This is a genomic window from Uliginosibacterium aquaticum, from assembly GCF_012972705.2.
GTDB lineage: Bacteria > Pseudomonadota > Gammaproteobacteria > Burkholderiales > Rhodocyclaceae > Uliginosibacterium > Uliginosibacterium aquaticum.
In genome coordinates this window covers 654,862-676,483 of sequence record NZ_JABCSC020000003.1, presented here as the reverse complement: position 1 = coordinate 676,483, position 21,622 = coordinate 654,862, and the positions used below count along the sequence as shown (strand labels likewise).

The following is a 21,622-nucleotide window of genomic DNA, read 5'->3' as shown; positions in this document are numbered from 1 at the left end:
ACAAGGCGGACACCTGCCACGATCCCTGTAAACTTGAACCAGCCTGCAGCGTTTATCATCCTCTGCCCGGCCGATCCCGCCTTGCCAGCGGCGAGTTTACCGGACTTCCGTGCCGGCCGGCGCCCCGCATCCGGCCTGCTGCTGACAAAAAACTGACACCACTGCACCTGACAAACACAATGCTGCTGCCGATTTCCGAGCCCAAGCTCCCTGCCACCTGGCAAGCCGACGCCCTCGCCCGCCTGATGCCCGGTGAAACCGTACTGGCCGCACTGGAGCTGGATCTCGACGCCCGCCTGCAGTTTGCGCGTGGCCTGCTGCTGCTCACGCCCTGCCGCCTGCTGGCCTGCAGCCCGGACCTGTCCTGGCAGGAGTGGCCGCTCGCTGCCGGCCTCACCCTACGCCACTCGGATCATGCCGGCGTCGGATCGCTGGAACTGGTCGACACCAGTGGCCGCCTCGCCCACTGGCGCTACACCTTGAGCCAGAACCTCGCTGCACTGAGGCTGATCAGCGAATTCGAGCGCCATGTCGAAGCGCTCCTCACCGGCCAGCCGCCGGCCACGCCGGAAGAAGAGGTCTGTGCCACCTGCAAGGCGCCACTGCCACCGGGCGAAGACGAATGCCCGATCTGCGCGCGCGAGCTGCATGAAGCGCCTTCCACCTGGACCCTGTTCCGCCTCTGGCGCTTCGCCAAACCGTACCGCTGGCAACTGGTTTCGGGCTTCGCACTGATGACCGGCGCCACCGCCGCCACCCTGGTGCCGCCTTATCTGACCATGCCGCTGATGGATAAGGTGCTGATCCCGTATCAGAACGGCCAGCCCCTGAACACCGCGCTCGAAATCAAGCTGCTTGCCGGCCTCTTCGGTGCCGCATTGCTCTCATGGTCGCTGGGCTGGGCCAAGACTTACATTCTGGCGCTGGTGTCCGAACGCATTTCAGCCGACCTGCGCACCACCACCTACGAGCACCTGATCAAGCTGTCGTTGGAGTATTTCGGCGGCAAGCGCACCGGCGACCTGATGGCGCGGATCGGTTCGGAATCGGACCGGATCAGCGTGTTCCTCTCGATGCATGCGCTGGACTTCATCACCGACGTGCTGATGATCGCCATGACCACGGTGATCCTGTTCTCGATCAACCCCTGGCTGGCACTGGTGACCCTGCTACCGCTGCCGCTGATCATGTGGATGATCCACACCGTGCGCGACCGCCTGCGCACCGGCTTCGAGAAGATCGACCGTGTCTGGGGTGAAGTTACCAACATCCTCGCCGACACCATCCCCGGCATCCGCGTGGTGAAGGCCTTCGCGCAGGAAAAGCGCGAAACCCAGCGCTTCCGCGAAGCCAATGCGCATAACCTCGCGGTGAATGACCGGATCAACAAGACCTGGTCGCTGTTCTCGCCCACCGTGACCCTGCTCACCGAAATCGGTCTGCTGGTGGTATGGGCCTTCGGCATCTGGCAAGTGTCGAAGAACGACATCACCGTCGGCGTGCTGGTGGCCTTCCTCGCTTACATCGGGCGTTTTTACACCCGCCTCGATTCGATGAGCCGCATCGTTTCGGTGACCCAGAAAGCCGCCGCCGGCGCCAAGCGCATCTTCGACATTCTCGATCACGTCTCCAGCGTGCCCGAGCCGGTCAAACCGGTGCCGCTGCCCAGCGTGCAAGGCAGCATCCAGATGCGCGAGATCGGCTTCCGCTATGGCAATCGCTCGGTGATCCGTAACCTATCGTTGGACATCAAGCCCGGCGAAATGATCGGGCTGGTCGGCCATTCCGGCTCGGGCAAGAGTACGCTCGTCAATCTGATCTGCCGCTTCTACGACGTATCGGAAGGCGCGATCATGATCGACGGGGTGGATATCCGCAGCGTGGCCATCGCCGACTTCCGTCGCAACATCGGCCTGGTGCTGCAAGAGCCCTTCCTGTTCTTCGGCACGATTGCCGAGAACATCGCCTACGGCAAGCCGGACGCGACCCGCGCCGAGATCATCGCCGCCGCGCGCGCTGCCCACGCTCACGAATTCATATTGAGATTGCCGCAAGGCTACGACTCCATCGTCGGCGAGCGTGGTCAGGGCCTCTCCGGTGGCGAACGCCAGCGCGTGTCGATTGCCCGCGCGCTGCTGATCGACCCGGCCATCCTGATCATGGACGAAGCCACCTCGGCGGTGGATACCGAAACCGAGAAGGAAATCCAGCGCGCGCTGGATAACCTGGTGCAAGGCCGCACCACCATCGCCATTGCCCACCGCCTGTCCACCCTGCGCAAGGCCGACCGCCTTGTGGTGATGGACCGTGGCCAGATCGTCGAAGTCGGCAACCACGACGAACTGATGGCCGCCGAGGGCGCTTACTGGCGCCTGTATCAGGCCCAGCTACGCAATGCCGAACAGAATCTTCTCGAAGGAGGCGAATGATGAGCGCGCCGCTAAACGTCAATTTCTCGCTCGAACGCAACGCCTTCGGCCAGCTCGTGCTGATCGATGCCAATGGCATTCGCCATGAAGGCGTGACCCCGGTCCGCGCCAACCCGATCTCGGCACCGCTCGAAGGCATCGCCCTGATGAGCACGGAAGGCCATGAAGTGGCCTGGATCGAGCTGCTGGCCTGGGTGCCTGCTCCACTGCGCGCGCTGATCGAGGAAGAGCTCAGCACGCGCGAATTCATGCCCGAGATCCAGCGCCTGAACAAGGTCTCCAGCTTCGCCACGCCCAGCACCTGGGAAGTGGAGACGGATCGCGGCACCGCCAGCTTCGTGCTCAAGGGCGAAGAAGACATTCGCCGCCTACCCGGCGGCATCCTGCTGATTGCTGATGCGCATGGCATTCAGTTCATGATCCGTCAGCTCTCCGCGCTGGATCGCCATTCGCGCAAGCTGCTGGATCGCTTCCTGTGAGGCGCGCAGCCCTGCTGCTGGCTGTCGCTTGCCAGACGTCCATGGCCGCTTCACCCGAGCTGGTCTGCCATTACAGCTACGGCGGCGAAACCCGCAGCGTCCGGCAGCCTCAGCTCGCCAGCGCACAGGCGGCCTACACGCAGAAGCCGCTCGCCATCGGCTCCTACTTCCTGTTCCGGCCGGTTTTCGAGCCCACGGAAGTAAAGCTCTACAGCCTCACCGACCACCCGGATGGCCCATTGCCGCTGCATGTGGCGCGCTACGCCTACCCGGCCGCCACGCGTTCGCAAGACAAGTTCGGCTTCACCGGCGAACAGCGTGTGTATGAACCGATCCGTGACAGCGAGCTGGTCTACTGGTGCGAGATTCAAGGCCCCCGGGAGACTCACCGATGAAGCGCCTGCTCGCCTGCCTGCTACTGCTTACCGGCTCCGCCCACGCTGCGGAAACGCTGAGTCTGGTCTTCGCCGGTGACCTCATGCTAGACGACGGCCCCGGGCGCCTCATCGCGCGCGGCGGCGATCCGCTCAAGCCTTTTGAAAGCATCCTGCGGCAGGTGGACTACCGCATCGGCAATCTCGAAACCCCAGTCGCCACAAGCGGCAAGGCCAACGCCAGCAAGATTGTCACCTTCCGCTCGGCGCCGGCCGTACTGAGGTCACTGCAAGGGCGTTTCGATGCGGTGTCGCTGGCCAATAACCATTCCGGCGATTACGGTCAGGCCGCCTTCGTCGAAACAATGACGCTACTGGACGCAGCTGGCATCCGCTATTTCGGCGGCGGCCGCAATCTGGCCGAAGCGCATCGCCCGCTGTGGATCGAACAGAAGGGTCTGAAGATCGCCGTGCTCGCCTACAACGAGTACAAGCCGCGCAGCTTCGAAGCCGGCGCCGACTGGCCCGGCATTGCGTGGAGCGAGGATAGCCGCATCGTCGCCGACATCCGCGCCGCGCGCAAGGCCGGGGCCGATCTGGTGATCCCCTTCATGCACTGGGGCTGGGAAAACGTGCGCGAAGCCGACGCCCGCCAGCGCCAGCTCGCCCGCCTGATGATCAATGCCGGCGCCGATGCGGTGATCGGCGGGCATCCGCATGTCACGCAAGGCGCCGAGATCTATCGTGGCAAGCCGGTCATCTACAGCCTCGGCAACTTCGTGTTTGACGGTTTTGACGAGGCCCCCGGCCGTACCGGCTGGCTGCTGCGCCTCACGCTCGACAAGGCTGGCGTCGTGAGTTGGGATACGGTGGAAGCACGCATGGATGACGACGGCACGCCCCACCCAAACCCCGAAGCGAAAACGCCTTGCGGCCAGCGCGGGGATAAAACACCCCGCCTGTGCAGCACACGCTGATCGAAGGGCAACAGGTACGGGGTCGGCGTGCGGCTGAAGCCAGCCTCGAATGCAGGGCGGATTCAGTCCGCCGCCAAGCCCGGTGTGCGGCTGAAGCCGCACCTACAGGCCAAGATCAAGCCTCCAGTGCCAGCAGCTCATCCATCGTCTGGCGGCGGCGGATCAGCTTCGCAGCCTCGCCCTCCAGCAGCACTTCGGCAATCAGCGGGCGGCTGTTGTAGTTCGAGGACATGCTCGCGCCATAGGCGCCGGTGTCGTGCAGCACCAAGAGATCGCCCACCTCAGCGGCTGGCAGGCTGCGCGTTTCGACCACGCCGCCTTCCGCCTGGGTAAACACGTCACCGGATTCGCACAGCGGGCCGGCGACCACGCTGTCGCGCAACGGGCGCTTGGCCACATCACTACCATCGCGCGGCAGCACGCTGATGGCGTGATAGCTGCCGTACATGCTTGGCCTCACCAGTTCGGTGAAACCGGCGTCGACCAGTACGAAGTGGTTTGAACCCACGTCCTTGGTGGCGCGCACTTCACTCAGCAGCAGACCGGATTCGGCCACCAGATAGCGGCCTGGCTCGATTTCCAGCTTCACCGGATGGCCGAGGTGAGCCTCGACTTCCTTGCGCGCTGCGTCCCACAGGCCGAAGTAGTGCGCGGTATCGATCTGCGCGTCGTCCTCGCGATAGGGAATCGACAGGCCGCCGCCGGCCGAGATGGCTTCGATGTCCTGACCCGCGTCCTTCACCAGCTGCACCATCGCGCCACAGACCTGCTGCAGGTGGCCGTAATCCACGCCGGAACCGATGTGCATGTGGAGGCCGACGAGCTTGAGGCCGTATTGCGCGATCACCGCCAGCGCGGCCGGCAGGTCGGTGTGCCAGATGCCGTGCTTGCTGTGCTCACCGCCGGTGTTGGTCTTGTTGCTGTGGCCGTGGCCGAAGCCGGGGTTGATGCGCAGCCACACGCGATGGCCCGGCGCCTTCGCGCCCAACTGGCGCAGCATGTCGATCGAACCGGCGTTCATCGGAATCTCTTCGCGCACGACAAGATCCAGCGTCTCTTCGGTGGCCAGATCGGCCGTGAACACGATCTCGCTCTTGCCATTTTTCGAGCTGAAGCCGGCGACCAGGGCGCGCGCGATCTCGCCCGGCGACACCGCATCCACCACCACGCCCTCTTCCCGCATCAGGCGCAGGATGTGGGTGTTCGAACAGGCCTTCTGCGCGAAGCGGATATGGTCGAAGGCGCGTAGCGCGGCGATGCGCGCGCGAATCACGGCAGCATCGTAAAGCCACAGCGGGGTGCCGAATTCGGTGGAGAGGCGGCACAGGCGGGCTTGGTCCAGGGGCTTTTGCATGCAGAGAACTCCGTCGAGTTGCCGCAGTTGCGGGCAATGGCCGCAGCGGCTGAAGAAGGGCGAAGCATGTCACCCGAAGTTGATTCAGTAAAATACTTAAAAATACATAATCAATCCGTTTTTGATATACAAACCATCAATCAGGGAACCCTCGGGCCTCAGCCGCGTCAGACTTCCAGTGCCGCTCCGGCAGCACTGCCATAAAACCGCAGTCCGCGCGCAGCCAGCTTTTCACCCGCGCCGGCGATCATCCGCGCTCACGCCATCCACGAAGGGAACCCACCTCATGGAGATTCTGCAGCCCCTGCAAGCCCTGCCATTCCTGCCCGCCTGGCCGCCCGAAGCCCATCCCCTGCTCCTGTTCGGCCTGTTGCTATTCCTTGCCATCGCCCTGGGCGAGCTCTTCAGCCGTCTGCACCTGCCACGCATCAGCGCCTACATTTTCACCGGCGTGCTACTGAGCCTGCTGCGCGATGAGCCCAGCCTCACCGGGCTGCGTCCGGTCGCTCACCAGATCTTCGAATTCGCCTTCGCGCTGCTGCTCTTCGAGCTGGGTCAGCGCATCGATCTGGGCTGGCTGCGGCGCAATCCCTGGCTGCTGGTCACCAGCCTGGCCGAATCCGCACTGGCCTTTGTCGCCGTGGCCGCACTGATGCTGCTGTTCCAGCAGCCGCCGATGCTGGCCGTGCTGATCGGCGCTATCGCCTGCTCAACCGGGCCGATCGTGATCCTCGCCGTGAGCAAGGATTGCGCAGCCCGCGGCCAGGTCACCGATCGCCTGGGCCTGCTCGCGGCGCTATCCACCTGCCACAGCTTCCTGATCCTCGGCGTGTGCTACGGAGTGCTGCATGGCGAGACGGCCGCACCACTCACCACCATCCTGCTGCATCCCCTGTATCTGGTGGCCGGCTCCTCACTGCTCGGTGCGCTTGCGGCCTGGACCGTGCTGCGCCTGCTGGCAAGGATTCGCGTGGGCCATTACAGCCAGACCCTGGCCGCCATCGCAGTGATCATGGTGAGTGTGGCGCTGGCACACACCCTCGATCTCTCGGTGGTGCTGGCCATGCTGATGGCAGGCATCCTGAGCCGCAGCCTGGATCGCGAACATCGCCTGCAGCCGATGGATTTCGGCCTGCTCAGCCGGGTCGCACTGATCGTAATGTTCGTCGCCACCGGTTCGCTGCTGAACCCGGACAGCTTCGCCAGCGCAGCCCTGCCGGCCATCGGTCTGCTCGCGGCGCGCGCACTGGCCAAGGGCGTAGCCGTGTTCGCCTTTGCCCGCCCGAGCGGCCTGTCGCTGCGCAAGGCTTCGCTGCTGGCGATCGGCATGCTGCCGATGTCCGGCGCGGCCCTGCTGTGGACCGAACGCACCGCCCTGGTATGGCCTGAGCTGGGCGGCCAGTTGGCCGCCGTGGTGCTCACAGCCTTGCTGATCATGGAATTCCTCGCCCCGCCCGCACTGCAGTTTGCGCTGCGCCGTGCCAACGAAGCCGGAGACCCGACATGAGTAGCCTAGATTTTCCCGCCTCCACGCCACTGACCCTCGGCGTCGAACTCGAACTGCAGATCATCAGTCGCCTCGACGGCGATCTCACCGGCGGTGCCAGCGAACTGCTGGGGCTGGTGGAGCGCAAGCCGCATCGTGGCGACTTCAAGCCCGAGATGACCGAGAGCATGATAGAGGTATCGACCTCGGTGCACCACAGCTGCACGGAGCTCGGTGCCGAACTCGATGACATCCGCCAGACCCTGCTGGCGGCGGCAGACCGCCTCAACCTGCTGATCAGCGGTGGCGGTGCCCACCCCTTCCAGCACTGGGCCGAGCGCAAGATCTTCGACAAGCCGCGCTTTCACCAGCTCAACGAAATGTATGGCTATCTCGCCAAGCAGTTCACGGTGTTCGGCCAGCACATCCACATCGGCTGCCCGAACGGAGACGAAGCACTGTTCCTGCTTCACAGCCTGTCGCGCTATCTGCCGCACTTCATCGTTATGTCCGCCGCCTCGCCCTACTACCAGGGCGTGGATACGGCCTTCGACAGCTCGCGCCTGACCGCCGTGTCGGCCTTCCCGCTCTCGGGCCGGGCACCGCTGGTGCATCGCTGGGATGATTTCGTCGCCTACTACGAAAACATGCAGGCCGCCGGCGTGGTCGAAAGCATGAAGGACTTCTACTGGGACATCCGGCCCAAGCCCGAATTCGGCACCGTCGAAATCCGCATCTGTGACACCCCGCTCACCGTGCGCCGCGCCACCGAACTCACGGCCTACGCCCAAACCCTGTGCCGCTATCTGCTGGTCGAGCGACCCTTCGTCATCAACGAAACGCTGTATGCGGTGTACACCTTCAACCGCTTCCAGGCCGCCCGCTTCGGCCTCGATGGGGGCCTGCTCGATCCGGTCAGCCAGCAGCGCCTGGTGCTGCGCGAGGACATTCTCGCGACTTTCGAGCTGCTTGCCCCGCATGCAGCCGAGCTGGGCACCAGCGAACTGCTCGCCTCGCTGCGCAGCGCCCTGCAGGCGGGCAACGACGCCAGCTGGATGCGCGAAGTGTATGCCCGCCAGGGCTCGCTGCCAGACCTGGTCTGGCAGCAGGCCCGCAAGTGGCGTGACACGCCGTGACTGCGGCGAGCAGGCCGGGCCAGCCCGCCGGCCTCAAGCCGGCGCTGCGCAAACAGCCCCTGCGGATCGGCATTTCAGCCCGGCTGATGCACAAGCCGCCGGCCGAACTGGGCTTTCGCAACAAGACCCTGCAATACCTGGAGCAGAACATCGCCCACTGGGTACTGTCCGAAGGCGCGCTGGCCTTCATGATTCCGACCGTGGAAGGGGCCAGCAGCCTGCACCGCTCGGCCATACAGTTGCGCGACTATGTGCATGCCATCGATGCCCTGCTCCTGCAGGGCGGCATGGACGTGAGCCCCAACAGCTACGGCGAATTCCCGCTGCGCCCGGAATGGAGCGGCGACCGTGTGCGCGATCTCTACGAACTGGATCTGATCTGGGAATGCATTTTCCAGGGCAAACCGGTGCTGGGCATCTGCCGCGGCTGCCAGTTGCTCAACGTGGCCTTCGGCGGCAGCCTGTATCAGGACATCAGCACCCAGCTGCCCGACGCCATCCGCCATGTGGATGCCGAGGCCTACGACGCCCACACCCATCCGGTCGCCTTCAGCGAAAACTCCCTGCTCGCCCGCCTCTATCCACACAACGCCCTCAGCGCCCGGATCTCCAGCATCCACCACCAGGCCGTAAACCGCCTGGGCAATGGCCTCCATATCGAAGCCCGCTCCGCCGTTGATGGCGTAGTGGAAGCCATCCGCTGGGAGGGAAGCAGCTTCGTCTACGGCGTACAGTGGCACCCGGAATTCCATCCAGCCCATGACCAGGGCCTGCTCGACAGCGGGCCGCTGCTGCAGGAGTTTTTGCGCGCTGCGCGCAAACGTGCCGATCAGGAACGCACATGAATATCGAACACCGCCATATCGAGGTTTTCCGGGCCGTAATGCTGGCCGGCAGCGTCACCGCCGCCGCCGCCCGCCTGTTCACCTCGCAGCCCACCGTCAGCCGCGACCTCGCCCGCTTCGAACAATTGCTCGGCTTCGCCCTCTTCGACCGGGTGCGTGGTCGACTCCAGCCCACCGCCCGCGCCTTGAGCCTGTTCGAAGAAGTGCAGCGCTCCTGGCTCGGCCTCGAGCGCATCGTCGCCACCGCCAGCGGCCTGCGTGAGTTTTCCGCCGCCTCGCTGGCTGTCGTCTGCGTGCCGGCTTTCGCCCAAGCCTTGCTGCCTGCTGCCTGCCGCCACTTTCTGGCCCTGCATCCGGGCGTCAATCTGGCCATCACCCCGGCGGAATCACCGCTGCTGGAGGAATGGCTCAGCGCCCAGCGCTTTGATCTGGGCCTTACCGAGCAGGACACGGCACCGCCCGGCACCCAGCTCGAAGTGCTGCTCGAAGCCGACGAGGTCTGCGTGCTGCCCGCCGCGCATCCACTCGCAGCCAAAGCCCTGCTCAGCCCGCAGGATTTCGCCGGCCAGCCCTTCGTGAGCCTCGCCCCTGGCGACCCCTACCGCCGCCAGCTCGACAGCGTGTTCCGCGAACTAGGCGTGGAGCGTCGGCTACAGCTCGAAACCCAGACCGCCGCTTCAGTCTGCGCCCTGGTGCGCGAAGGCCTCGGGCTGGCCATCGTCAATCCGCTCAGCGCACTCGAATACGCCAGCGCCGCGTTGGTCCTGCGCCCCTTCTCGATCTCGATCCCCTTTCGGGTAAGTCTGGTGCGCCCCGAGTACCGCCCTTCAACCCCGCTGAGCGAGGATTTCGCCAGCGCCCTGCGCCAGCAGGCAGAGGCCATTCGGCAACAGCTGGCGCTGGGCAGCACGCTCACTCCTGCAGCCACGGCCTCATTCCGTTACCATCCGGGCTGAGAAAATTTCCGGTTTCACCACGATGTCCCCCACTGCCAAGGGCCTGATCCTGCTGTGCCGTCCCGGCTTCGAGAATGAATGCGCCGCCGAGGCCGAGTTGCTGGCCAAGCACGCCGGTATCAGCGGGCGCGCCCGCACCGCGCAGAACGCAGGCAGCGTGCACTACGTGTTTGACGAACTGATCGACTGGAAGGAGGCCCTTGAGGTTGCGCCTTTCCACGCCCTTGTCTTCACCCGCCAGCGCAGCGTGTGGATCGAGCGCGTCGCCGAGATGCCGGAAGACGACCGCGTGACCCCGCTGGTGCAGACCATCCTCGGCCAGGGCGTACGCTTCGGCCGCCTGGAAGTCGAGACGGCCGACACCAACGACGCCAAATCGCTGGCAGGCTTTCTCAAGCGCTTCATCCCGCACATCGAACGCCATCTCAAGGCCACCGGTTTCCTGCGCGAGAACAAGCCCGAACTGCCCACCCTGCACCTGTTCTTCAAGGACTCCAGCCAGGTCGACCTGGGCCTCTCGCGCCCGGATGATGCGTCGCCCTGGCCGATGGGCATCGCCCGCCTGCGCATGCCGCGCAATGCGCCAAGCCGCTCCACGCTGAAGCTCGCGGAAGCCTTCGACGCGCTGATGACCGAGGAAGAACGCGCCCAGAGCCTCAAGGCCGGCCTCTACGCGGTCGACCTCGGTGCAGCGCCGGGCGGCTGGAGCTTCCAGTTTGCCGAGCGCGGCATGCATGTGTTCGCCGTCGATAACGGCCCGCTGGCCGATTCGCTGGTTGCCACCGGCATGGTCGAACACGTGAAGGCCGACGGCTTCTCCTGGCGCGCGCCGCGCAAACAGGTCGAATGGCTGGTCTGCGACATGGTCGAGCAGCCGGCTCGCGTGGCCCAGCTGGTGTCGGACTGGATCGCCTCCGGCAAGGCCAAACGCTGCATCTTCAACCTCAAGCTGCCGATGAAAAAACGCTTCGAGGAGCTCAAGAAGTGCCGCCAGGTGATCGACGCGCGCTTCAAGCTGCATGGCGACAGCTATGTGTTGCGCATCCGCCATCTCTATCACGACCGCGAAGAAGTCACCGCTTACCTGGCGAAAATCCACGTCCCGGTGGTGGAAACTCCAAAACCGTCAAGACGTTAGCGCAGCGAGGCGGGTATACTCGCGAGCTTCAATGACCCGAGACCTGCCGCGCCTGCTGCCCGGCCACCTGCATCCATGAGTTTTGCCGATCTGGGGCTCAGCCCCGAACTGCTCCGCGCCGTCACCGAAGCCGGCTACACCGAGCCCACGCCCATCCAGGCCCAGGCCATCCCGGTCGTACTGGCCGGCAAGGACGTGATGGGTGGCGCCCAGACCGGCACCGGCAAGACCGCTGGCTTCACCCTGCCGCTGCTGCAGCGCCTGCAACCCTATGCCAGCACCAGCACCTCGCCGGCCAAGCATCCAGTGCGCGCGCTGATCATTGCGCCGACCCGCGAGCTGGCCGTGCAGGTGCATGAGTCGGTCAAGACCTACAGCAAGTACGTTCCGCTGCGCTCCACCTGCATCTATGGCGGCGTGGACATGAAGGCCCAGGTGGCCGAACTCAAGCGCGGCATCGAGATCGTGGTCGCCACGCCGGGCCGCCTGCTCGATCACGTCGAGCAGAAGACCATCCTGCTGCAGAACGTCGAATTCCTGATCCTCGACGAAGCCGACCGCATGCTCGACATGGGCTTCATCCCGGACATCCGCCGCATCCTCGCGCTGCTGCCGGCCAAGCGCCAGAGCCTGCTGTTCTCAGCCACCTTCTCGGACGAGATCAAGAAGCTCGCCGACACCATGCTGCGCCAGCCGCAGCTGATCGAAGTGGCGCGCCGCAATGCGGTGTCGGAGAACATCACCCACCTGGTGCACCCGGTCTCCAGCCATGTGAAGCGCGATCTGCTCGCCGACATCCTGAACGCCGGCGCGGATGGTCTGGGCCAGACCCTGGTGTTCGTGAACACCAAGTTCGGCTGCGCACGCCTCGCCCGCCACCTGCAAAAAGAAGGCATCTCGGCCGACGCCATCCACGGCGACAAGAGCCAGCTGGAGCGCAGCGCAGCGCTGGAAGCCTTCAAGAGTGGAGCGATCCGTGTACTGGTCGCCACCGACGTGGCCGCACGCGGTCTGGATGTGGACGACCTGCCCTATGTTGTGAACTTCGAGATCCCTGGCACGCCGGAAGACTATGTGCACCGCATCGGCCGCACCGGCCGCGCCGGCAAACAGGGCGCCGCGGTGTCACTGGTGGCGCCGGAAGAGAACTACAAGCTGGTGGCCATCGAAAAGCTCATCAAGCTCAAGATCACCCAGCAAGAAGTGCCCGGCTACGGCCCGGAAACCACTGTTGAAGAACTGCGTCGCTATCGCAACGGCCATGGCCGCCCGCGCGCTCAGGTAGCCGAGGACGGTTTTGATTTCAACCGCCCCTACGACAGCGCCAGCGAACTCAAGCCTGGCAGCAAGCCCCGCCCGCCCCGTGCATCCAGCAAACCTGCCAGCAAGCCGCAAATCGCTGCGGACGGCTTTGACTTCAGCGCCCCCTATGTCGCCAAGTCCGCCGCGGCAGACAAGGCCGAGGCGAGCAAGGCAGCTGCGCAGGAGCAGGCCGGTGGCAAGCAGAAATCCCGTGTCGCCTTCCTGCTCGGCGGCGCTCGCAAGGGCTGAACGCTTTCAGCACCCCATGAAAAAAGCGCCTTTGGGCGCTTTTTTCATTTGATCCCCTGGATGCTGGAGCCGGCCTTGATGCCCTTGCTCCGGAACCAGCCCTGATTCATCTCCAGGGCATAGCGCACGGGCTTTGCCGCACAGTGGTTTTCCTCGCTCTGCGGCTGCATGTCGGCAATGTTCACGATCTTGCCGGCCTCGTCCAGAAAGGCAATGGAGAGAGGAATCTGAGTGTTCTTCATCCAGAAGCAGTATTCCTGCGCCTGATCGAATACGAAGAGCATCCCGGCATGGGCGGGCATGCTGGCGCGATGCATCAGGCCGATCTCGTGCTGCTTTTCAGTGGAGGCCACTTCCGCCTCGATGCGATACATGCCAGCTCGCAGCTCGACGGTGCGCAAGCTTTGCTGCGCCAGCGCAGCACCACTGGTGAAAACAAGACAGCTCAGCCACAGGGCACGCAACATGAATCGCTCCGCAAACATTCAGGAAAGCGGGCATTGTGCCCGAGGATCAACCGACTCTCCATTCACCCGGCTGCAGATCGCCCAGCGACCACTCACCGATTGCCTCGCGGATCAGGCGCAGGGTGGGCAGGCCGACCTTGGCCGTCATGCGCCGTACCTGGCGGTTCTTGCCTTCGCGTAGCTCGATGCGTAACCAGCTGGTCGGGATCGCCTTGCGCTCCCGGATCGGCGGGGTGCGCGGCCACAGCCAGGCCGGTTCGGCCACTTCGCGAGCCCGGCAGGGCTGGGTCACGAAATCCCCCAGATCCAGCGGCGCCTGAAGGCGTGCCAGCGACTCGGGCGTCACCAAGCCCTCGACCTGCGCCAGATAGACTTTCACCTGCTTGTGGCGCGGATCGGCCAGACGATGCTGCAAGGCACCGTCGTCAGTCAGCAGGAGCAGGCCCTCGCTGTCAGCATCCAGTCGGCCGGCGGCATACACGCCTTTTTCGGTCACACATTCGGCCAGCGTGCGCTGGCCCGGCTCACCCGTGAACTGGCTGAGCACGCCGAAAGGTTTGTTGAGCAGAAGGATGCGGCTCATGGCAGGTTAGGTCGCTGAAAACTGGAAAATGCAGGAAAAACAAACAAAAAGGCCCGCCAGAGTCTGGCAGGCCTCGGGATCCGCTTGCGCGGACGCGATCAGGATGCGCGCTGAATGTTCGCCGCCTGCTTGCCCTTCGGGCCTTGCGTGGCTTCGAACGAAACTTTCTCGCCTTCCTTGAGCGACTTGAAGCCGTTCATGTTGATGGCGGAAAAATGCGCAAACAGATCTTCACTGCCGTCGTCCGGGGTGATGAAACCAAAACCCTTGGCGTCGTTGAACCACTTCACGGTACCAGTTGCCATTCCCTTTACCTCTTCCTTCTTCCTCTGGTTTATCTGTAACTTTCCCGCTTGCGCGGGGTGCTTCTTGGTCTGCCCGGCGGAATGCCGGAACCGCGACACCTGGGCTTTTGCAAACCCCTGCACCACGGTGGAGCACCTTCGGCTTTTACGCCAAGGCGCCGCGCAGCGTCAAGCGGGCCGGGCCCTGATCGTGGCAAGGATGCGACACATGACGCACAGATGTTTTCCGTGCCGCCATTCAGGCACATGGATTGCTTGTCGTTAAGCAGGAATCGGTGCGCTGCAGCACATCCGGCCTGATCGCCGGAACAGAAAGGTTTTTGCAACCGTCGTGATAGTTTGTAGTCCAAAGCGAAGTCATTAAAATTGGTCGCATGCCAACCCGTAAACAAACCGAAGCTATCCTTGAAGCAGAACGCGCGAAAGTTGCGCCGCCGCCCCTCTTCAAGGTGCTGTTACTGAACGACGATTTCACTCCGATGGACTTCGTGGTGCATGTGCTGCAGAAGTTCTTCGCGCTGGATCGGGAGCAGGCCACCCGTGTGATGCTGCAGGTGCATCACGACGGCAAGGGGGTCTGTGGTGTTTTTCCGCGCGACCTGGCAGCCACCAAGGTCGAGCAGGTCTGCAGTTTTGCGCGTCAGAGTCAGCACCCGCTGGCCTGCGTGATGGAGGAAGCCTAAATGATTGCCCAGGAACTCGAAGTCAGCCTCCACATGGCCTTTGTCGAAGCCCGTCAGAAACGCCACGAATTCATTACCGTGGAACACCTGCTGCTGGCCCTGCTCGACAATCCTTCGGCCACCGAAGTACTGCGTGCGTGTGCCGCGAATCTTGAAGAGCTGCGCCGTGAGCTCTCCAATTTCATCACCGAGCACACGCCCACCGTTTCCGGCTCCGACGAGATCGACACACAACCCACGCTGGGTTTCCAGCGTGTGATCCAGCGTGCGATCCTGCATGTGCAGTCTTCTGGCAAGAAGGAAGTGAACGGCTCCAACGTGCTGGTCGCGATCTTCGGCGAGAAGGATTCACACGCCGTGTATTTCCTGCAGCGGCAAGGCATTTCACGCCTGGATGTAGTGAACTTCATCTCCCACGGCGTGACCAAGCCGGGCGGCAGCGACAAGCCGGTATCCATCGAGCGCAAGGCGCCGGATGGTGAGCATGGCGAACAGGGTGAGAGCGAGAGCGGTGGCCCCGGCGGCGCGCTCGAGAACTACACCCAGAACCTCAATCAGCAGGCGCTGGTGGGCAAGATCGATCCCCTGATCGGGCGCGACAAAGAACTGGAGCGCGTGATCCAGACCCTCTGCCGCCGCCGCAAGAACAACCCCTTGCTGGTCGGCGAAGCCGGCGTGGGCAAGACGGCGATCGCCGAAGGCCTCGCCCGCCACATCATCGAGGGGCGTGTGCCTGAAGTACTGGCCGATGCTCAGGTCTACGCGCTGGACATGGGCGCCCTGCTCGCCGGCACGAAATATCGTGGCGATTTTGAACAACGCCTGAAGGCAGTTTTGAAACAATTGGTCGACAATCAGAACGCGATCCTCTTCATCGACGAGATCCACACCCTGATTGGCGCCGGTGCAGCCTCCGGCGGCACGCTGGACGCCTCCAACCTGCTTAAGCCCGCCTTGTCCTCGGGGCAGCTCAAATGCATCGGCGCGACGACCTATACCGAGTTCCGCACCATCTTCGAGAAGGATCACGCCCTGTCGCGGCGCTTCCAGAAGATCGATGTAAACGAGCCCTCGGTGCCGGAAACCATCGAGATCCTCAAGGGCCTCAAGAGCCGTTTCGAGGAGCACCACGGGATCAAGTATTCGGCTGCCGCGATCACCAGTGCCGCCGAACTGGCCGCGCGTTACATCAACGACCGCCATCTGCCGGACAAGGCCATCGACGTGATCGACGAGGCTGGCGCTGCTCAGCGCATCCTGCCCAAGAGCAAGCAGAAGAAAACCATCGGCAAGGGTGAGATCGAAGAGATCGTGGCCCGCATTGCACGGATCCCGCCGCGTTCGGTCTCCAACGATGACCGCGCGGCCCTCGCAAAGCTCGATCGCGACCTGAAAAACCTGGTCTTCGGTCAGGATCCGGCCATCGATGCACTGACCAAGGCCATCAAGATGAGTCGTTCGGGCCTTGGCAACCCGGCCAAGCCGATCGGCTGCTTCCTGTTCTCCGGCCCCACCGGCGTTGGCAAAACAGAGGTCGCCCGCCAGCTCGCCTACACCCTGGGCATCGAGCTGCAGCGCTTCGACATGTCCGAATACATGGAGCGCCATGCCGTGAGCCGCCTAATCGGCGCGCCTCCGGGCTACGTCGGTTTCGACCAGGGCGGCCTGCTCACCGAAGCGATCAACAAGAAGCCGCATTGCGTGCTGCTGCTGGATGAAATCGAGAAGGCTCACCCGGATATCTACAACATCCTGTTGCAGGTGATGGACCACGGCAAGCTGACCGACAACAACGGCCGCGAATCCGACTTCCGCAACGTGATCATCATCATGACCACCAACGCGGGCCAGGAAACCATCCAGAAGAGCACCATGGGTTTCACCGCCACACGCGAAGCCGGCGACGAGATGGGCGAAATCAAGCGCCACTTCACGCCGGAGTTCCGCAACCGGCTGGATGCAGTGATTTCCTTCAAGGCGCTGGATCGCGAAGTCATCATGCGGGTGGTGGACAAGTTCCTGCTCCAGCTCGAAGGTCAGCTGCAGGAGAAGAAGGTCGAAGCCAGCTTCACCGAAGAACTCAAGAGCTGGCTCGCCGACAAAGGCTTCGATCCGCTGATGGGTGCTCGCCCGATGGCCCGCCTGATCCAGGACACGATCCGCTCGGCGCTGGCCGACGAGCTGCTGTTCGGCCGCCTGGCCAATGGCGGCCGGGTAACCATTGATCTAGGCAAAGATGGCAAGGTGGCGCTGATCTTCGACGAGGAAGAGGCCCACGCTTAAGGTTTCGATCCTGATGACTGATCTGAAAGGGCCGCGCAAGCGGCCCTTTTCTATTGTGCTGCGGCGCAACCCGATCAGGGAAAGCCATAAGGCCGGATTTGCTGCCATGCACAATACGCTTTCCTATAGTGGATGAGCGCCGGCCTTCACCCCAACACCCATGGCCGGCCGCTTCACCCGACAGGAGAGCCGCCATGACACGCAAAGCACAGATCAGCAAACTGGAGCAGGACTGGAGCAGCCACCCGCGCTGGAAGGGAATCAAACGGGGCTATACGGCTGCCGATGTCGTCAATCTGCGCGGTTCAGTGGCTGTAGAGCACACTCATGCTAGGCTGGCGGCGGAGAAGCTGTGGGCGCTCATCACTGAAACCCCCTTCGTCAATGCGCTCGGTGCTTTGACCGGCAATCAGGCCATGCAGCAGGTCAAAGCCGGTCTCAAGGCGGTCTATCTGTCGGGCTGGCAGGTGGCGGGAGATGCCAACCTCGCCGGCCAGATGTATCCGGATCAGTCCCTCTACCCGGCCGACTCGGTTCCCGCCGTGGTACGCCGGATTAACAACACCTTCACCCGCGCCGACCAGATCCAGTGGTCAGAGGGCAAGAATCCTGGCGACGAAGGCTGGATCGACTACTTCGCTCCCATCGTGGCCGATGCCGAAGCCGGTTTCGGCGGCGTGCTGAATGCTTTCGAACTCATGAAGGCGATGATCGAAGCCGGGGCGGCGGGCGTCCATTTCGAGGATCAGCTGGCCTCGGTGAAAAAGTGTGGTCACATGGGCGGCAAGGTCTTGGTGCCCACTCGCGAAGCGGTTGCCAAGCTCGTCGCCGCCCGGCTCGCGGCTGACGTGATGGGCGTACCGACGCTGGTGGTCGCACGTACCGACGCCGAAGCGGCGGATCTGCTGACCTCCGACGTCGACCCCAATGACCTGCCTTTCTGCACCGGTGAGCGCACCATCGAGGGCTTCTACCGCACGCGCCCGGGGCTGGCCCAGGCGATTTCGCGTGGTCTGGCCTACGCGCCTTACGCAGATCTCGTCTGGTGTGAAACCGGCAAGCCGGATCTGGCCTACGCCAAGGCTTTCGCTGAAGCCATTCACCAGAAATTTCCGGGCAAGATGTTGGCCTACAATTGCTCGCCCTCCTTCAACTGGAAGAAGAATCTGGACGACACGACCATCGCCAAATTCCAGAAGGAGCTCGGTGCGATGGGCTACAAGTTCCAGTTCATCACCCTGGCGGGCTTCCACAGCCTGAACTACTCGATGTTCAACCTTGCCTACGGTTATGCCCGTCACAGCATGCCGGCCTTCGTCGAACTGCAGGAAGCCGAATTCGCCGCAGCCGAACGCGGTTTCACGGCGGTGAAGCACCAGCGCGAGGTGGGCACTGGCTACTTTGACGTGGTCACCCAGGTAATCGAGGGCGGCCAATCCTCCACCACCGCTCTGAAGGGCTCGACCGAGAACGAGCAGTTCTTCGAAAAAGCCCACTGAGCCCCTGCAGCGCCTGACCGGAGCAGCTTGCTGCTCCATCTGAACGCGCTATCCTTTCCACGGCGCCGGGCACTCCGGCGCCGTTTCCGTTTCCCCCGGATCAATCACAATGCACGCGCTGTGGATGCTGTCTGCCTGTTTCCTGTTTGCCACCATGGGCGCCTGTGTCAAACTGGCCGGCGAGCATTTCAATGCCGGGCAGGCGGTTGGCATGCGCGGCCTGCTGCCTTTGCTGCTGATCGGCGCCTGGGTCTTCTGGCATCGCCTCAGCCTGGCTAGCCCGCACTGGAAGAGCCACCTGTACCGCTCCACCGCCGGCAGTATCGCCATGCTGATGTATTTCGCGGCCATCGCGCGCTTGCCGCTGGCCACCGCCGTCACCCTCAACAACTGCTCGGCATTGTTCGTGGCGGCGGCAGTCGCCCTGCGCCAGCCGCCTCCGCGTGCCGTGAGTGGTGCGCTACTGCTGGGCTTTGCCGGGGTGGTGCTGGTACTGCGACCAACCTTCACCCCCGAGCAATGGGCCGGCGGCCTGCTCGGGCTGGGCTCGGCCATCTTCGCCAGCATCGCCCAGCTCAATCTGCGCGAGCTGGGACGCGCCGGCGAACCCGAGTGGCGCACGGTGCTCTTCCTGTCCGCAAGCAATGTCCTGCTGGCCGCGCCGCTGGCCATGCTGCAACCTTCCAGTCCGCTGGCGGCAGGCCCGATTGAATGGGGCTTCCTGCTGACCGTAGGTCTGTGCGGCGGACTCGGGCAGCTTGCGCTCACCCGCGCCTTCAAGCTCGGACGCGCCATCATCACCGCCAGCCTTGGCTACACAACGGTGATCTTCTCCAGCCTGTACGGTGCGTTGCTATGGCATGAACACATCCCGCCACTCTCGTGGCTGGGCATGCTACTGATCATCGTTACCAGCCTTGTCATCACCCGTCCGGCCACTTGGGCAAAGGCGCAAGACGCGCATGGCAAGGGCTCCTGAGCATTTCTATAGTCAGGACAGGAGCCCCTCACCGAGCGTGATGCTCCGCACAAGAAACTGCCCGAGGAGCCCACCATGATCACCACCGACGTTCTGCCTGACCGCGTCGAGATGCGAGCCTATGGCACCCTGACCCTGGCCGATTGCAAGGCTTTCGAGGAACTCTCGGATTACCGCGTACGCTTCAATCATCCGGTCGACCTGCTGATCGATCTGCGCAGCATGACCGGCTGTTCACTGGATGTGGCGATGGAAGAGTGGCGCTATGTGCGCGCCCACCAGAGCGACTTCGGCAAGATCGCCCTGCTGACCGACGATCAGCTGGTGAGCTGGTCTGCCTGGGTATCGCAATTCTTCACCGAGGCCGACATCCGCATCTTCGAGAGCGAACGCTCCGCCCGCCGCTGGCTGGACAAGGACAGCCAGCTCGAAGATCTCGCGGATGGCGAGTTGCACTAAGCCGCGCCTGCCCCCGGCCGCGCCGGCTAAGGCCGGCGCTGATCCAAACAGTGGGATACCGTCGCCGATCAGACCGGCAGGTCCAGCAACAGCATCGAGATATCGTCGTGCCCGGCGAGCACGTCCAGATGCCGGCGCAGCTCCACCTGCAGGGCATCCAGACGTCCCTCGACCCGGCTGGAAGCCAGCGCTGCGAGCACACCCTCGTAGCCGAACTCTTCCCCCTTGCCGGAACAGGCCTCGATCAGGCCGTCCGAGCACAGCAGAAGCTGCGACGCCGTATCCCACTCCAGCGGTGTGATGCTCACTTCTTCGGCTTGCCAGACTTCGATGCCCAGCGGCAGCTGGTCCGCCCGATAGCGCGCCAGCAACTGGCCGTCCGGAGCAACCTGCAGCACGTCCGGCACGCCGCCCTGCCACATCTCGCCACGCCGATGCTTCTGGTCCAGCACCAGCACCGCAGCCGACACGAAACGCCCGCGCGGCAGCAATTCAGCCAGGGTGTTGTTGAGCATCAGGATCATGCGCCGCAGGGGAACGTCATCCTCCACGGCACGATAGAAATCGTTCACGATCGCCAGCCCGCTCATCGCCGCCGCCAGGCCGTGGCCGGTGGCATCGGCGAGCATCGCGTAGAGCTTGCCGCTGCGCGAGCGGGCAGCCAGCACAATATCGCCCGAGAAGCGCTGAGTGGGAATCACCGCCTGCTGCACGCCGCTCTGCTCCAGGGCGTCACGGCGGATGTGGCGTTCCATGATGTCCTTGGCCAGTTCGGCCTCGGCTTCGGCTTCGTCGTGATACTGCTGCAGGCGCGCGGCGTTTTCGGTGAGCTGGCGGCCGACGCGCTTGCGTTCGCTGATGTCGCGCACCACAGCAATGAAGAGTCGCTCTTCGGCCAGCGGCAGTTCGGTGACGCAGATTTCGCAGGGGAACATGCGGCCATCGGCACGCCGCCCCATCAGTTCCTGCAGGCTGCCGATAAAATCAGGGTCGCGCCCCTCAACGCAGGCACGGAAATGGCGCTCCCAGCTACCTTCACCACTCGGCTCACGCAGATGGTTGCGCAGATCCGAACCTGGCAACTCACCTTCACTACGCCCGAAAATGGTGGCTGCCGCGCGGTTGGCGTCCACTACACAGAAACCAGCATCGAAGGTGATGATGCCGTCGATCACGGCGTCGGCGATCGCGGCCTCCCTGCGCTGCGACTCTTCGCGGCTGACTTGGAACTCCAGCGCCCGCGACAGGTTGCGCATCTTGGCCGCGAACATCTGGTAGGACAGCGGCTTGGTCATGAAATCATCCGCACCAGCCTCCAGCCCGCGCGTAATGTCGTACTCGGCATCCATCGCCGAAACGATCACGATCGGCACCCAGCGGTCGCTGCGCAGCATGCGGATGCGTTCGATGGACTCGAAACCATCCATCTTGGGCATCATCAGGTCCATCAGCACGATGTCCGGGCGCTCACGTTCGAAGAGTTCAAGCGCCTGCTCGCCGTCCTCCGCCATCAGGGTTTCGAAGCCCAGACGGACCAGGTAGGCGCGCAGCAGGGCACGGTTGGCCTGAGTATCGTCCGCGATCAGAACACGGAAGGAACGCTGGGCGTTGGCGGGTTCCAGAGTGAGGTCGAGCATGT

Annotated in this window: 20 protein-coding genes; 15 read left to right on the top strand and 5 right to left on the bottom strand. The window is 63.7% G+C overall.

Features of this window, described 5'->3' with window-relative positions:
- Positions 1 to 179: 179 nt before the first annotated feature.
- From HJ583_RS14520 to HJ583_RS14505, 4 genes are read left to right on the top strand one after another with little or no spacing between them, the layout of a single operon-like run.
- The gene (locus HJ583_RS14520) at positions 180 to 2,429 is read left to right on the top strand and encodes a cyanophycin metabolism-associated ABC transporter (RefSeq protein WP_170022561.1); all 2,250 of its coding nucleotides are present in this window, start codon (positions 180 to 182) and stop codon (positions 2,427 to 2,429) included.
- Positions 2,429 to 2,908, top strand: a complete 480-nt coding sequence (locus HJ583_RS14515) for a cyanophycin metabolism-associated DUF1854 family protein (RefSeq protein WP_170022560.1) — start codon at positions 2,429 to 2,431, stop codon at positions 2,906 to 2,908. Before HJ583_RS14520 ends, HJ583_RS14515 begins: the two co-directional genes overlap by 1 nt.
- Positions 2,909 to 2,949: 41 nt before the next feature.
- Positions 2,950 to 3,303: a hypothetical protein gene (locus HJ583_RS14510; protein WP_170022559.1), complete on the top strand. Its 354-nt coding sequence runs from the start codon at positions 2,950 to 2,952 to the stop codon at positions 3,301 to 3,303.
- Complete coding sequence (locus HJ583_RS14505; RefSeq protein WP_170022558.1) at positions 3,300 to 4,259, top strand: CapA family protein; 960 nt, start codon at positions 3,300 to 3,302, stop codon at positions 4,257 to 4,259. The genes HJ583_RS14510 and HJ583_RS14505 overlap by 4 nt, the downstream gene beginning before the upstream one ends.
- Positions 4,260 to 4,374: 115 nt before the next feature.
- On the opposite strand, the gene lysA is transcribed toward HJ583_RS14505, so the two are convergent.
- Positions 4,375 to 5,613 carry a diaminopimelate decarboxylase gene (lysA, locus tag HJ583_RS14500; protein ID WP_170022557.1) on the bottom strand — a complete coding sequence of 413 codons (1,239 nt, stop codon included), beginning with the start codon at positions 5,611 to 5,613 and terminating at the stop codon, positions 4,375 to 4,377.
- Positions 5,614 to 5,899: 286 nt separating this feature from the next.
- Here lysA and HJ583_RS14495 point away from each other — a divergent pair, with 286 nt between their 5' ends.
- The 6 genes from HJ583_RS14495 (at position 5,900) to HJ583_RS14470 (ending at position 12,725) form a co-directional block, all read left to right on the top strand.
- Positions 5,900 to 7,120, top strand: coding sequence for a cation:proton antiporter (locus HJ583_RS14495; RefSeq protein WP_170022556.1), 1,221 nt, complete (start codon positions 5,900 to 5,902; stop codon positions 7,118 to 7,120).
- Positions 7,117 to 8,235, top strand: coding sequence for a YbdK family carboxylate-amine ligase (locus HJ583_RS14490; protein ID WP_170022555.1), 1,119 nt, complete (start codon positions 7,117 to 7,119; stop codon positions 8,233 to 8,235). The genes HJ583_RS14495 and HJ583_RS14490 overlap by 4 nt, the downstream gene beginning before the upstream one ends.
- Positions 8,232 to 9,080 (top strand): gamma-glutamyl-gamma-aminobutyrate hydrolase family protein, encoded by an 849-nt coding sequence (locus HJ583_RS14485; RefSeq protein ID WP_328824901.1) that lies wholly within the window; start codon positions 8,232 to 8,234, stop codon positions 9,078 to 9,080. Before HJ583_RS14490 ends, HJ583_RS14485 begins: the two co-directional genes overlap by 4 nt.
- A complete protein-coding gene (locus HJ583_RS14480; protein WP_170022554.1) occupies positions 9,077 to 10,036 on the top strand; it encodes a LysR family transcriptional regulator in 960 nt (319 codons plus the stop codon). The genes HJ583_RS14485 and HJ583_RS14480 overlap by 4 nt, the downstream gene beginning before the upstream one ends.
- A gap of 22 nt (positions 10,037 to 10,058) precedes the next feature.
- Complete coding sequence (gene rlmM, locus HJ583_RS14475; RefSeq protein ID WP_170022553.1) at positions 10,059 to 11,174, top strand: 23S rRNA (cytidine(2498)-2'-O)-methyltransferase RlmM; 1,116 nt, start codon at positions 10,059 to 10,061, stop codon at positions 11,172 to 11,174.
- Between the two features lie 75 nt (positions 11,175 to 11,249).
- Positions 11,250 to 12,725, top strand: coding sequence for a DEAD/DEAH box helicase (locus HJ583_RS14470; RefSeq protein ID WP_170022552.1), 1,476 nt, complete (start codon positions 11,250 to 11,252; stop codon positions 12,723 to 12,725).
- 44 nt (positions 12,726 to 12,769) lie between these two features.
- Here the strand turns inward: HJ583_RS14470 and HJ583_RS14465 are convergent, their stop codons facing one another.
- From HJ583_RS14465 to HJ583_RS14455, 3 genes are all read right to left on the bottom strand, one after another.
- Positions 12,770 to 13,192, bottom strand: coding sequence for a DUF192 domain-containing protein (locus HJ583_RS14465; protein WP_101943279.1), 423 nt, complete (start codon positions 13,190 to 13,192; stop codon positions 12,770 to 12,772).
- A gap of 46 nt (positions 13,193 to 13,238) precedes the next feature.
- Positions 13,239 to 13,775 carry a pseudouridine synthase gene (locus HJ583_RS14460; RefSeq protein ID WP_170022551.1) on the bottom strand — a complete coding sequence of 179 codons (537 nt, stop codon included), beginning with the start codon at positions 13,773 to 13,775 and terminating at the stop codon, positions 13,239 to 13,241.
- A gap of 98 nt (positions 13,776 to 13,873) precedes the next feature.
- The gene (locus HJ583_RS14455) at positions 13,874 to 14,080 is read right to left on the bottom strand and encodes a cold-shock protein (protein WP_101943277.1); all 207 of its coding nucleotides are present in this window, start codon (positions 14,078 to 14,080) and stop codon (positions 13,874 to 13,876) included.
- Positions 14,081 to 14,454: 374 nt separating this feature from the next.
- On the opposite strand from HJ583_RS14455, the gene clpS reads away from it, so the two are divergent.
- The 5 genes from clpS to HJ583_RS14430 all read left to right on the top strand — a co-directional run bounded on the left by clpS (position 14,455) and on the right by HJ583_RS14430 (position 19,983).
- A complete protein-coding gene (gene clpS / locus HJ583_RS14450; protein WP_101943276.1) occupies positions 14,455 to 14,763 on the top strand; it encodes an ATP-dependent Clp protease adapter ClpS in 309 nt (102 codons plus the stop codon).
- Positions 14,764 to 17,046, top strand: a complete 2,283-nt coding sequence (clpA, locus tag HJ583_RS14445) for an ATP-dependent Clp protease ATP-binding subunit ClpA (protein ID WP_170022550.1) — start codon at positions 14,764 to 14,766, stop codon at positions 17,044 to 17,046.
- 194 nt (positions 17,047 to 17,240) lie between these two features.
- The gene (aceA, locus tag HJ583_RS14440; protein ID WP_101943274.1) at positions 17,241 to 18,545 is read left to right on the top strand and encodes an isocitrate lyase; all 1,305 of its coding nucleotides are present in this window, start codon (positions 17,241 to 17,243) and stop codon (positions 18,543 to 18,545) included.
- Positions 18,546 to 18,654: 109 nt separating this feature from the next.
- The gene (locus tag HJ583_RS14435) at positions 18,655 to 19,524 is read left to right on the top strand and encodes a DMT family transporter (RefSeq protein ID WP_170022549.1); all 870 of its coding nucleotides are present in this window, start codon (positions 18,655 to 18,657) and stop codon (positions 19,522 to 19,524) included.
- Between the two features lie 75 nt (positions 19,525 to 19,599).
- Positions 19,600 to 19,983 carry a SpoIIAA family protein gene (locus HJ583_RS14430; RefSeq protein WP_170022548.1) on the top strand — a complete coding sequence of 128 codons (384 nt, stop codon included), beginning with the start codon at positions 19,600 to 19,602 and terminating at the stop codon, positions 19,981 to 19,983.
- Between the two features lie 68 nt (positions 19,984 to 20,051).
- Here HJ583_RS14430 and HJ583_RS14425 read toward each other — a convergent pair whose 3' ends face one another.
- Positions 20,052 to 21,620, bottom strand: coding sequence for a SpoIIE family protein phosphatase (locus HJ583_RS14425; RefSeq protein ID WP_170022547.1), 1,569 nt, complete (start codon positions 21,618 to 21,620; stop codon positions 20,052 to 20,054).
- Between the last annotated feature and the right edge of the window lie 2 nt (positions 21,621 to 21,622).